The following is a 12,773-nucleotide window of genomic DNA, read 5'->3' as shown; positions in this document are numbered from 1 at the left end:
TAACGATATCTGCACAGTATTGCGGAGGTTATGGTTTGTTGATAAGGCTAATAAAGGAGTTTTTAACCTGTTAGTTTTAAGCTTTTATTTTTAACCTGTTATTTTTAATTGAAGGTAAGCGAATTGTCGGCTGATTACCGCGTTTAAGTTGTCGGATAATTACTGCGCTTTACCGCTAACAAAGTAAGGTGGCGTTATAAAACACAAGATAAAATACAGAGGTAAAGCTGATTAACTTTATTGTTGGTGCGCTTCATTATCTACCGGCCATACCATAGTGATTTTTGCGCCACGGTCGACTGTATTTTCTAACGTGAACTCACCACCATGATTGCGGGTGATTTCAGCACATAGTGATAGCCCAATACCTGAGCCATTACTTTTAGTGGTGTAAAAAGGTGTTAAAGCATTATCAAGGTTGGCAAAACCTGGGCCGTTATCAGTGATCTCAATAACCTGTTTGGTTTGCTGAAACCCTTGTGAGTTTTCTTGTTGGTAGTACAAACAAATGTCAATCTGACATTGTTCTTGCTGACAAGCTTCTTGGGCGTTCTTGAAAATATTAATTAATATTTGCGCCATCTGTTGTACGTCAGCAAAACATTGGTCAGTGCCCTGATAATTGATTAAACAAGGCTCGGTGATCATGCCTTTTGCTTCATCAAGTAAATCATTAAAATCAAACCAGCTTAATTTCGGCGCCGGTAATTGACTCAATTGGCTATATTGCTCAATAAAGCTAAGTAAGCGTTCACTTCGTTGCTTAATCCGACACAGTACCATGCGTACTTGTTCTTCATTAAAACTATCATTACATAACAATGTGTCAGCCATTGAAGCCATAGGTGTTAATGAATTACGTAGTTCATGGGCTAATACTCGAATAATATTTTGCTGAGTAATGCTTTGTTGCTGATGTAATGGCTGGGAAATATCTAATGCTGAAAAAATGTGACAGCGTTTTTGTTGAAATAAGTAACTAACACTTTGGCATTGCCATTGTTGGTTAAACTGGCTGTGAGTTAGGTTGTCATTTTCTAAAATAAAACCTAAATCCTCCGCGGCAGTACCAATAAGCATGGGCTGTTGTATTTTTTCTTTCATGGCGATATTACGGTAGCTTAGCTGGTTATTTTCATCAAATAAGCACACCGGAATAGGCCAAGAGTCGAGAATATGACTTAGCACATTTTCCAGCGTTTGGTTTTGTTGTACTTTATTGGCGTTACCTATGGCTAGGGCAGATATTTCTTGCTGCAATTCAGCCAATAAATTGTCTTGGTGTTGGCCTTTAAAACGTAAGTTGGTTTCACCCTCGCGCACAACCTGCGTATAGGTGGTGAGTTGCATAATGGCTTGTCGCCAAAAGTTATAACAGCGCCAAGCAAGCCAAATAAGCGGATACGATAGAAAAAACACTAATGTAGCAGTTGCCAGTAGGCTCCAACCAAGTTGGTAAGTTAAGGCAATAACTAACGCTAATATAACTAACACGGTACTTGTTAAGCCAAATGCCAGCCATTGCTCATGACTGAGCTTTAAGCTTACGGGTTGCCTTGATGTTTTAATGTTATTCGGCATGTTGAATAGCAAATTTTTCTAGGCGACGATAAAGCGCATTACGTGAAATATCGAGTAATTTGGCTGCTTCTATTACTTGACCGCCAGTAACGCTCATAGCCTTTTCAATCAATTGTTTTTCAGCTTGTTCAAGTGGTTGCAATATTACCGCATCATTGGCGTTATTGGCGGTCTCCATGCTTTCTACTAATAATTGCTGCGCAGTGATTTCGGCGGTATTGCTCAGTAGGACAGCACGTTCAATGACATGACTAAATTCACGGATATTACCCGGCCAGTTGTGTTGTTTTAATTTATTGAGCGCACAAGGGCTAATGGTTAAGGTTTGCTTGCGATATTTTTCACTAAATTTAGCGATAAAGCTAATGGCTAAGTCTGCAATATCTTCAAGTCGCTCACGTAGGGGTGGAATGGTAATAACGATGGTATTTAAACGATATAACAAGTCTTGGCGAAAGGCTTGCTCAGTTACTAATTGATTAAGATCGGCATTGGTGGCGCTAATTAATCGGGCATCAGCCACTTGTGTTTGGCTTGAGCCTAACACCTCAAATTGGCCGGTTTCTAATACCCGTAATAATTTAGGTTGCAGGGTTAATGGCAAGGAGCCTATCTCATCAAAAAACAAAGTACCTTTATCGGCTAATTGAAAGCGGCCGATACGGTTTTGTTTAGCATCAGTAAAGGCACCTTTTTGATGACCAAAGAGCTCGCTCTCAAATAAATTTTCAGGAATAGCGGCCATATTTACTGCTATAAGTGGCGCCTGCTGGCGCGATGACAATTGATGAATACGTTCAGCGAGTAGGGATTTACCGGTACCATTTTCACCTAATATTAATATATTGGCGTCTGTTGGTGCTATCTGCTCAACTAAAGTTTCAATGGCCTGCATTTTAGGTGATTGGCAGACCCAAGATTTTTTATGGTCAGGCGCCAGTAATTGTCGGTAACCTTGGTTTTGCTCTTTTACCCGAGAAAAACTTAACTGCTGCTTGATACTGTTTAACAGCTTTACTTTATTCCAGGGTTTTTCAATGAAATCATTGGCGCCTTTTTGCAACCCTTGTACTGCCAGTTCAATTGAACCCCAAGCCGTCATTAAAATCACCGGAATATTTAACGGTTGTAACTGTTCTAAAATTTCTAAGCCTTCTTGACCACTGGTAGTATCTCGAGAAAAATTCATATCGAGCAGGACTAAATCGGGTTGTTGGCGATTACTTTGTATGATGATCTCTTTAGCGTTAGCCGCTTCAATGATCTGATAGCCCTGTGAGCTGAGTAATAAATTTAATGCTAAACGAATGTCTTCGTCATCATCAGCAATTAAAATAGTGGCGTTGGTCATAGGGGTTTCCAAAAATTGAACGATTTTGCTTTATTAAGGTAAAGCATAATAAAGCAAAGGAAATGAACTGTGTCGTTTCCTTTGCTAACTTTAGGCATTCTTTGCAGATATTAACCCTGAAGGTATTAATCTAGTCAGTATTAGTATGCCCATTACACTAGCCGATTGGCTAGTGTAATAACAATAAAAGCGATAGGTATCGGACTGTTTTTGCCGAGCTCTGATTACTTAGGCAATTATTCTTCTCTTAGGGCTTGCATAGGATCACTACTGATCACTCGCCATGCCGGCATAATTACTGACAGAATAACAATAACCACTAAGGCGGCATCTAATGAGGCCATCGCTAACCAATTAAAGTCAGGTAACATTTCCAAGCTTTGTGCTATTTGTTGATAAGCAAGTACCGAGACAATAAAACCTAAACCTAAGCCGACCACTAACATTGATAAGGCGTCTTTTAAAATAAAGTTAACCAATCTAGCTTGCTTGGCGCCAGTTGCCATACGTACGGCGAGTTCGTATTTTCTATGATTGGTGGTCATTTGTGTAAGACCGGCAACACCAATAGCAGCAAGGAATAGTGTTAAGCCGGTCATTGCCAGCACTATCCATAAACTAAGGCGTTGATTTAACGTTTGTCTCTGCCACACGTCAGCTAATGATTGTACTACCACATTAGTTAACCGTGGAAATTGGCGTTTAATTTCTTTGCTTAACATATCAGCAGTAACTGTTTTTCCTTCAGGCAACATCACAGTAAACTGCATGGTTGTACCAGGTCTAATTCGGTGAGAGTAGATGGCAGGCAAACCTATCGGGTCAGCAATACCCGTTCGACTCAAGGTATTTGCAACAATGCCAGTAACAATTGAAGGAGGGATTGAGCTATCAGGACTCGTTTGAATAGTTTTTCCGATAATCTCTTGGTAAGTTAACTCTGAAAATAGTGTTTTTGCCATATTTTCATCAATGACAATTCTATCTTCATCATTATCAATTTGTGCTTGGCTTAAATTAGCGCCTGCTAATACTGGGATATTGAAGGTTGAGAAATAATTTGCACTTAACGTTTTTATTTGGTGGATAACTCGCTGACCTGAGTCTTCATCACGAAAAGCGTTTACTCGTAATGAGCCAGACAAAGGACCATAGTTAGGAACAATGACTTGGCTATCACTTATTTCTTGTTCTATTAATTGAGATAAGCCATCAAGCAATTGTTTAGCTTCGCTTTTACCGTAAGAGTCAAAGTCATTCAATTGCGTAACGTACTCTTCGTCGCTAACCGTGATACTAATTTCATAACTATTGCCAAGTTCATAACCAAGATCTTGGTAAACGGCTTGATAACTTTGCATAGCGATCATCACCGAAGCAGTGAGTAAAATTGAAGCAATTGAAAGCTGCAATACCATTAGTACCCGGCTTAACCATTGATTACTTTGTGCTTGAATGCCTTTACCACTACTGTTTAAGTTATTACCCAAAGCCTGTTTATCAATATCAACCAGTGCCAAGGCGCTAAATAAAATGCTTAATACTAAGATGATGACAATTGAGGCTATGATGGTTGTACCATCGATAGCAATGGCGTCAATCATAGGTAAACTATCACCGGCAATTAGCGGTAAACTTTTTATTGCCCAACCAGTCACTAATAAACCGGTTAATGCCGCTAAAATAAAACTAGGTAGGTTTTCAAGTAATACCAATAAGCGCATTTTTGTTAGACTTGCGCCTAGGCTTATTTGGATAGCGAACTCTTTGGTACGCCCTTGGTAATGTGCGATAAATAAATTAAGTAAGTTAAGTGTTGCCATTAACAACAAGCCAATTACCGCGGTAAATAAGGCAATAAGTAAACTTTCAGTTTCCCCTAACATATTGCTGCGGTAGCTACTGCCTTTCGCGACTTTATTGGTGCTATTCATAAAATCCATGAACATTTGCACTTGGTCGCCATCAACATTGCGGGTGACATAATCTTCTAACCAGGCATCAACTTCTGTTTGTGATGGTAACCGCGCTTGGCCATTTGTCGATTTTAGAATGAGGTTATCAATATCATTACTAATGTTACCAACGTTATCCGTTTGCGCTTTTATCTTCGTTAGGTTGGCGATAAACCAAACTTGTTGCGCTAAAACCGCTTGATTACTTTTTATCGCCATTACATCTTCAATAACACCGGCAATGATATAGTTTTTATTGGTAATGGTTACTTGTTTACCAATAACCGATTTAACACCAGCAAAAGCACTTTGCCATAGGCTGTTTGATATCCACACATATTTCTCTGGCGATTCAACTGTAACGTCATCTCCGAGTAATAATTGGCTACCTAATACAGAAAGAATGTTACTTGAGGCGTCATAACGGGTGGTCGCAAAGGTGGTGTTGTTAACAACCACATCTTGCTCAGAAGGGGCAATGCCCGCCCATTCACCTATATCGCCAAAATGTTCACTAAAATCGACCAAGCGATTCATATTCCAATAGGAAACACTCAAGGTATCTGACATATTAAAACGATAATCAAAGGTTTGCAGCGAGGCCTCATTTTTCACCCCTTGCAATGGTTGATATAACAAAGTTGATGAAATTGAAATAACACTTAATACTGCGCCTAAGGTTAAGCCAAGGGTTAAGATTAACGGCACACTTAAACGCGGCAATGAAAAGACCCGTGTTATGCCTTGGAATAAGGCTTTTTTTAATAAACTCATGCAACCCCCTGCAATGATCTTTCATTTGGTGTTTTTGCGTTTAGCTCAGTATTAATTTCTGAAACAATTTGGCCGTCAAGTAATTGGATTTGGCGACTGGCACAACGAGAATAACGACTATCATGAGTTACCATCACTATGGTGGAACCGTCTTTATTAAGTTGCTCTAATAACGACATAACTTGGTCACCATTTTTGCTGTCCAAGTTACCCGTTGGCTCATCAACTAATATTAAGTCGGGTTTACCAACTAGGGCACGCGCAATGGCAATACGTTGTTGCTGGCCACCGGAGAGTTGATTTGGACGATATTGCTGACGGTGTAACATATCAACTTGACTGAGTACTTCTTCTACTCGCTGTTTTATTTCTGCTTTTTTACAGCCTCGGTGTTCAAGCGGTAATGCCACATTTTCGAATACGGTTAGGTTATCGATTAAGTTAAATGATTGAAAAACGTAGCCAATATGTTCATTACGAATTTGTGTACGTTGGTCTACTTTCAAGCCATTGGTGGCAATATTAGCCAGCTGATATTGGCCTTCGCTGGCAGAGTCCATTAAACCCATAATTGATAATAAGGTCGACTTGCCGCAACCAGAAGGGCCGGTAATGGCAACAAACTCACCTTGATTTATTTCTAAGCTAATACCCTGTAAGGCATGGGTCTCTATTTGTTGACTATCGTAACGTTTGTGAATGTTTGCCATGGTAACTACGTTTTTCATCGGATATTCCTTAATTTTTATCATCGTTGCTGCAGATTTAGCTATCAGCTTTAGTGTTCGTTAATGTTCGCTAGTTTTTATAGTTATTATTTATTGTTGCAGTTCTGTGCTGCTCAGTACTGTTATTTAGATTTTATTCAATCAGAAAAAGTTGTTGGTATTTATTGTATTGTTGGGTATCACTACTGACTAGCTGCTCGCCAGCTTTCATTCCTGATAAGATGACTAATTTGTTTTTTGATAACACACCAAAGCTGACATCTTTTTGTCTTAATAAGTTATTGCTGTCACGAACAAACATACTTTGCTTAGTGCGTGGTCGTAGACCTGGAGCTTGTTCTATATAGTTAACCTCTTGTTGATGTTGAACAAATACTTGTGCTGATATTGATAACGCCGGACGGGCATTTGACGTTAATGCCTCATCAATTACAGCCTCGGCTAATACGGACCCGTTGTTAACTACACTCTCTATTCGAGTAATATGGCCTTTGATAATGCCTTTTTGGGTATCAATCAATACGGCTGCATTGATGTCTATTTGATCTGCTTGGTTTTGTGGTAAACGTAAACGTACGATGAGATCTTCATCACTACCCACTTTTGCTAATGATTGCCCTAATTGCACACTTTGACCTAATTCAATTTCTAAGGTTTGCAGTGAGCCGTTAATGCCAGCTTTCACTTTCATATCTTCAAGTTGCTGCTCAAGTAAGTTAACTTGTGCTTGTTGCTGTTTAATAGTGATGTCGCGTTGGGTTAATTGATGGCCTTGCATTTCAATAAATTGTTTATATTTTTTCTTTTCAAAACCAAGCTTTTTGCTTTCTTGCTTAACTGCTAATTTAGCGCGTTGTAATTCTATTTTTGAAGATACGCCTAGATCCATTAGGTTTTCGTTTACCGATAATTCCAGTTGTGCTTTTTCAATTTCAGCTTCAATATCAGCAATGCGGCCTTGATAATTTAGGCGTTCACTTTGTTGTTCGTATTTAAATGCTTCTCTTTGTGCTAACTCTTGAGCAAGTTGGCCATTGGCAGCATTAACTTCTTGCACAAGTTTAGGGTTCACTAGGTGCAAAATAATCGTTTCAGGCGTTACTTTTGTACCAGGACGCACTAATATTTCAGAAACCTTGCCCAGTGCTGGCGCGGTTAATAAACGCTCTTTTGCGGAGGCTAACTCGCCATAGGCATTCGCATAAATATCTAAGTCACCTTGTTGTACCGTTTGAAAACTTAATTGACTTAACGATACTGATTTTGTTGCTTTACCACTGACGCTATACCCTGCGTAGCCCATTAATAAAATGAAGCTGGCGATGGCTGTCCACTTTTTCCACGGTTGTTTTTTCGTTAATGCAATTTTCATAAAGTTTCACTGTGATTTTTAACTGTTACAGTGAGTAATGAAACAACTGTGCCAAAAGTTTAATTCATTTAAAATCAATGTGTTATTGTTTGTTACGGTTTTATGAAAGTTAAATTTGTTCGCTTTTAAAGGGCTTATGTTCGAAAGTGATTATTATTGGCTGTTATTCAGATCACACTGGCTGTTGGCGTTATTTAGCCAAAGTGCTGTAATGTTGTGTAATGTTATCTTTTTGATATGTCAGGTAAATTAATTATGACATATGTCAACGCTTTAATAGCTTAAGTAGCCATCTCTGATATGCGTTGAGCTAATTTTTGCAGCAAGTAAGCACATTTCATTTTATATATTATGTATTGTTAAGTTAGTAGCGGTTACTCTATTGAGTGAACATGCTGAAGTTTACCTACAAGGCGGTTATGATATGAGATATGAAGATTAACCATTAAAATTGTGTTGAGGTTGAGTCTCTACGGAAATTTTATTGGTTGTAATATTAAGAGATCAAAATGACCGAACAGCTACCGATAACAATTAATGTAAATAATGGACTATCCAATAAATTTCTTAAGATAAAGTCGATTTGCCATAAGCTTGAAGCCCTGTTTAATTTTCAGACCTTAAAGGCTAATTGGTACGGTGATGAAGAAGAAATTTTAACTATAAAATTGTGCTTAGAAACGCCAGTAAGTTTTACCGAGTGCCAAGGGCGTTTGAATAAGTTAACTGCAGGTGAAGTTATTATCAGCCCCTTTTCTGATGATGTGATTAGTTGTTTAAATGAAAGTGAGCAGCAATTACTTTGTTATATAGCTGTTACTGATTCAGAGCTTGTTTTACTTGAGCAACAGCCAAAACTATTAACGGGGTTATTACAGGTAAAATTAAATAAAGTATTGAACTTAATAGCTAATCAGCAGTATTTGTCACATATATGAATTCAGAGGTAATTAAGGTACATGGCTATTAGCACGACAAGATTAGACCGTTTTATTAGTGACTATTGCCAAGTTAACCGTAAATCAGTACGACTGATGTTGGCACAAAAGCGGGTTTATGTTGATGGCCTTTTAGCCACTGATATAGGTAAGGTTGTTGATAAATTTTCTTATATAACAATGGATAATGAAGTTTTGCAGGCTAATAAAGCGCATTATATTATGCTTAACAAGCCTATTGGTGTGGTTTGTGCGACCAAGGATGAAAAACATAAAACGGTTATTGATTTACTCGTTGATAAGTTTGATGACGAAATTACAACGAATTTACATATAGTAGGAAGGCTCGATTTAAATACTTCAGGTTTGGTGTTATTAACCAATGACAGTCGCTGGTCTGAGCGGCTAACATCACCAGAACATAAAGTGGCTAAATGTTATCAAGTAACACTTGAGGATCCTTTAACAGCTGAGTATATCAGCGCTTTTGCAAACGGAATGTATTTCTCATATGAGGAAATAACCACACAGCCTGCGAAACTGTTGATTATTTCTACTTATCAAGCACAGGTAACTTTAACCGAAGGACGTTATCATCAAATAAAACGTATGTTTGGGCGTTTTCGCAATAAGGTAGTGGCATTACACCGCCATTCAATAGGTCAGTTAAGTTTGGATGAAGGATTAAGTTTGGGCGAAAGTAGAGTGTTAACTGCCGATGAAGTAGTAAATGTAGCCGATTAAATATCAGTCGAAAAAAGTGAATTTTTATACTAACAACTTGATATTGTTAATAACAATATCGGTACTCGCAATTTAGTCTTGCTTGCGTATAATGGCTTGCAGTAAGAATTTGTTTCCCAATGTAAATGGAATAGTTAAATGAATAAATCAATATTTTTATCACTTTTTGTCGTTACTTTTTTAGCAAGTTGTTCAAGTTCAGATAATGCCTGTGAAGATGTCACCTTGGCCTCAGAGCAAATTCAAGAATGTCAGGCTTTACATAAGCGTATTATTAATAGTAAAGGTGATGTACTTTTCCGCACAGAATTAGAACGTCGTTATCAGCAAGACTGTATTGATATTCGTTATTATCGCGATGAAAAACAAGCGGCAATTTGTGGTAATAAACATAAAATTAAAGAAGTTAACAACGCGGCTAATGCTGAAGCTCAACAATAATAGAGCTTCGCATACTTATACAAAATACTTTATAGATACATGTGTAATTAATTAAACGGTATGGTAATTTTGAAATCAGAAAAGCGACAGGCTAACACTACTCAAGTAGATAGAGAGTTAATACGTGCTAAAGAGGCAAGTATTACTGAGCTGTCTGGAGAAGTTGATTTTCTAGAACAAAAAAATGCTGATTTGCAAGCTCGCTATACCGCACTGTTTAAATTAAACCAATTGTCACAAGACTGTAATGAACTTGATGGTTTTTATGCGCAAGTACATAACATCATTGCTTCATTGATGACCGCAGAAAATTTCTTTATTGTTTTATACGATCAAACTTTTGAAACCCTAGAGTTTGCTTATTTCATTGATGAAAAAGACAATAAACCTTCAGGGCTGATCGATTATCAAGACTATGAAGGTTCATTTACTAATTTAGTTATTGAGTCAAAACAGCCGCTTTTACTGACCCCCGAATTAGAACAACAGTTGTTTGATAACTATAAAATTAAACAATTTGGCGCTCGCGGAACTGATTGGTTAGGTGTACCACTACTGCATAATGGCTTAGTGATAGGTACTATTACCATACAAAGCTATGATGAAAAAATCCGTTATAGTGAAAATGATTTAAACCTGCTTACCTTTGCCGCCCAACATGTTGTTGGGGCTATGGTACGTTTACAAGATCAACAGCGTTTGAAAAACGCCGTTAGTGCCCGTACTAAAGAATTGATGGCACAAATTCGTGAACGAGAGAAGTCAGAATTATTACAAGAGTCTTTGTATCGAATTTCCGAGTTAACTACTGATATTGAATTAGATATAGATACTTTTTATAGTAAAGTTCACAATATTATCGGCCAGTTGATCAACGCAAAAAACTTTTATATCGCCAAGTATGAACAAGTAAGCGATACCCTACATTTTTCTTATTATGTTGATGAACATACCCGTGATTTAGCCAGAGCGTTCAAACCAAGAAAACTCTCTAATGGTTATTCTGAGTTAGTACTTCGTCGTCGTGAAACTGTGTTGCTTACCTATCAAGAAATGATGAGCTTATACCTAGAAGATGAAACAGCTAAACCTCAAGACGATATACACTCTTGGCTTGGTGTGCCTTTGATTTATTCAGGTAAACTGCTCGGTGTTATGGTTTTGCAAAGTTATCATTATAAGACCACCTATAATCAACAAGATGCAGAGTTACTTAATTTTGTTTCTAACCATGTTTCGGCGGCTATTAAGCGCCGAGAATTGGCTGACTTTGAAAGGCGTAGTCACGAATTACTTGAACAACAAGTTAAATTACGTACTTTGGCGCTGGAAGATGAAATAACTCAGCGTAAACAGGCTGAAAAGTTACTCAAACATACTGCTGCCCATGACAGTTTAACAGGGCTAGCGAACAGGACTGTGTTTCTCGATTTACTTAACCATGCCATTGCTTGTACTAAGCGAAAAGAAGACTTTTCTTTTGCAGTGCTGTTCTTAGATTTAGACCGCTTTAAAGTGGTTAATGATAGTTTGGGTCATCATGCTGGAGATTTATTATTAAGAATTATCGCCCGAGAGTTATTGGCAATTGTCCGTAACAAAGATACCGTTGCTCGCCTAGGTGGTGATGAATTTGTTATTCTTATTGAAGATTTAGCTTCAAATGAAGAAGCGTTTGAAGTAGCTAGACGTATCACCGAGTTTCTTCAAGAGCCGTTTACTATTGATAATCAACTCGTCTATACCGGCACCAGTATTGGTATTTCGTTTAGTCATAAACGTTACGAAGATGCCAACACTATGCTTAGAGATGCCGATACGGCTATGTATCATGCTAAAGATAACGGCAGAGGTCGTTATGAAGTATTTGATGCCAGTATGCATCAAAAGGTACAAAATGCTTTAAGTCTTGAGGCTGATATTAGAGAAGCCATTGCTTGGCAGGAGTTTATTCCTTATTTTCAACCCATACTGAAATTAGACAACTTAGAATTAACAGGCTTTGAAGCCCTTGCTCGTTGGCAAAGCACTAAGCGTGGTTTTGTTTATCCTAATGATTTCATTCCGCTGGCGGAAGAAACAGATTTAATTCAAGCTATTGATATTCAAATTATTGAAAAATCATGTCAGCAGCTAAGATTTTGGCAAGATGAATTCGGCTGTAAAGACATTTATGTGAGCTGTAATTTATTTTCCAAGCAGTTCTTTAGCACTAGCTTACCGCAGAGAATTGAGAAGGTATTGCTGAGTACCGGTTTAGCCCCACATAATTTACGTATTGAGTTGACCGAACGTGCTTTGTTGGAGAATGCTGAAATAGTACTTACCAATATGCAAGCGTTAAGAGATATGGGGGTGAAAATATTACTTGATGACTTTGGTACTGGCTACTCAAGTCTAGGTTATTTACACCGTTTCCCCATTGATGTCTTGAAAATCGATCGCTCTTTTATTAGTAATGTGCATGAACATGATAATCACCGTGCCATCATTCGCACCATTGTTGATTTGGCTAATAACTTACAAATGGCCACCGTAGGTGAGGGCATTGAAAACTTAGCCGATGCCCAACTATTGCAACAAATGGATTGCCAATACGGACAAGGTTATTATTTTGCTAAACCTATGTCACCTCAACATGCCGCTGACTATATTATTAAAAAAACACTTAAATAAAACTTTGGCTTTCTATGATGAAAGTATAGAACAAAGATTTTCAGTAGATGATACTGCCAATTAAGTTTTTCACCCTATAATTCTTCGGAAAATGCCGAAAATAACCAGCACATTCTGTGGTTGCCCTCCTACAATGCACATATTAAATTTATTTTGTTTGTCGCTATGAAAGCTTTTATTAGCAGGAATAATGACTATAACTAAAGCAGGATT

The 12,773-nt window shown here is 37.9% G+C and carries 9 protein-coding genes; 4 read left to right on the top strand and 5 right to left on the bottom strand.

Annotated elements, in window-relative coordinates; all coding sequences use genetic code 11:
- Positions 1 to 237 precede the first annotated feature (237 nt).
- From GAB14E_RS08165 to GAB14E_RS08185, 5 genes are all read right to left on the bottom strand, one after another.
- A complete protein-coding gene (locus GAB14E_RS08165) occupies positions 238 to 1,581 on the bottom strand; it encodes a sensor histidine kinase (protein ID WP_033083049.1) in 1,344 nt (447 codons plus the stop codon).
- Positions 1,571 to 2,932 carry a sigma-54-dependent transcriptional regulator gene (locus tag GAB14E_RS08170; protein ID WP_033083048.1) on the bottom strand — a complete coding sequence of 454 codons (1,362 nt, stop codon included), beginning with the start codon at positions 2,930 to 2,932 and terminating at the stop codon, positions 1,571 to 1,573. The genes GAB14E_RS08165 and GAB14E_RS08170 overlap by 11 nt, the downstream gene beginning before the upstream one ends.
- Positions 2,933 to 3,168: 236 nt before the next feature.
- Positions 3,169 to 5,661 (bottom strand): ABC transporter permease, encoded by a 2,493-nt coding sequence (locus GAB14E_RS08175; RefSeq protein ID WP_033083047.1) that lies wholly within the window; start codon positions 5,659 to 5,661, stop codon positions 3,169 to 3,171.
- Positions 5,658 to 6,389 (bottom strand): ABC transporter ATP-binding protein, encoded by a 732-nt coding sequence (locus GAB14E_RS08180; protein ID WP_033083046.1) that lies wholly within the window; start codon positions 6,387 to 6,389, stop codon positions 5,658 to 5,660. Before GAB14E_RS08180 ends, GAB14E_RS08175 begins: the two co-directional genes overlap by 4 nt.
- A gap of 133 nt (positions 6,390 to 6,522) precedes the next feature.
- Positions 6,523 to 7,761 carry an efflux RND transporter periplasmic adaptor subunit gene (locus GAB14E_RS08185; protein WP_033083045.1) on the bottom strand — a complete coding sequence of 413 codons (1,239 nt, stop codon included), beginning with the start codon at positions 7,759 to 7,761 and terminating at the stop codon, positions 6,523 to 6,525.
- 509 nt (positions 7,762 to 8,270) lie between these two features.
- Between GAB14E_RS08185 and GAB14E_RS08190 the strand changes: the two genes are divergently transcribed.
- From GAB14E_RS08190 to GAB14E_RS08205, 4 genes are all read left to right on the top strand, one after another.
- Entirely contained in the window at positions 8,271 to 8,699 is a 429-nt protein-coding gene (locus GAB14E_RS08190) for a hypothetical protein (RefSeq protein ID WP_033083044.1), read from the top strand.
- 21 nt (positions 8,700 to 8,720) lie between these two features.
- Positions 8,721 to 9,443: a 16S rRNA pseudouridine(516) synthase gene (locus GAB14E_RS08195; protein WP_033083043.1), complete on the top strand. Its 723-nt coding sequence runs from the start codon at positions 8,721 to 8,723 to the stop codon at positions 9,441 to 9,443.
- 138 nt (positions 9,444 to 9,581) lie between these two features.
- Positions 9,582 to 9,884 carry a hypothetical protein gene (locus tag GAB14E_RS08200; RefSeq protein ID WP_033083042.1) on the top strand — a complete coding sequence of 101 codons (303 nt, stop codon included), beginning with the start codon at positions 9,582 to 9,584 and terminating at the stop codon, positions 9,882 to 9,884.
- Positions 9,885 to 9,953: 69 nt separating this feature from the next.
- A complete protein-coding gene (locus tag GAB14E_RS08205; RefSeq protein ID WP_231562067.1) occupies positions 9,954 to 12,560 on the top strand; it encodes an EAL domain-containing protein in 2,607 nt (868 codons plus the stop codon).
- Positions 12,561 to 12,773 lie beyond the last annotated feature (213 nt).

It is taken from the genome of Colwellia psychrerythraea, assembly GCF_000764185.1.
In the GTDB taxonomy this organism is placed as follows: Bacteria; Pseudomonadota; Gammaproteobacteria; order Enterobacterales; family Alteromonadaceae; genus Colwellia; species Colwellia psychrerythraea_B.
This window is presented reverse-complemented; position numbering and strand designations above follow the sequence as displayed.

What these genes read in the sequence shown, in the direction of transcription:
- GAB14E_RS08180 (WP_033083046.1), bottom strand. Translation starts at nt 6,389, where the DNA reads ATGAAAAACGTAGTTACCATGGCAAACATTCACAAACGTTACGATAGT.
- GAB14E_RS08175 (WP_033083047.1), bottom strand. Translation starts at nt 5,661, where the DNA reads ATGAGTTTATTAAAAAAAGCCTTATTCCAAGGCATAACACGGGTCTTT.
- GAB14E_RS08195 (WP_033083043.1), top strand. Translation starts at nt 8,721, where the DNA reads ATGGCTATTAGCACGACAAGATTAGACCGTTTTATTAGTGACTATTGC.
- GAB14E_RS08190 (WP_033083044.1), top strand. Translation starts at nt 8,271, where the DNA reads ATGACCGAACAGCTACCGATAACAATTAATGTAAATAATGGACTATCC.
- GAB14E_RS08200 (WP_033083042.1), top strand. Translation starts at nt 9,582, where the DNA reads ATGAATAAATCAATATTTTTATCACTTTTTGTCGTTACTTTTTTAGCA.
- GAB14E_RS08170 (WP_033083048.1), bottom strand. Translation starts at nt 2,932, where the DNA reads ATGACCAACGCCACTATTTTAATTGCTGATGATGACGAAGACATTCGT.
- GAB14E_RS08165 (WP_033083049.1), bottom strand. Translation starts at nt 1,581, where the DNA reads ATGCCGAATAACATTAAAACATCAAGGCAACCCGTAAGCTTAAAGCTC.
- GAB14E_RS08185 (WP_033083045.1), bottom strand. Translation starts at nt 7,761, where the DNA reads ATGAAAATTGCATTAACGAAAAAACAACCGTGGAAAAAGTGGACAGCC.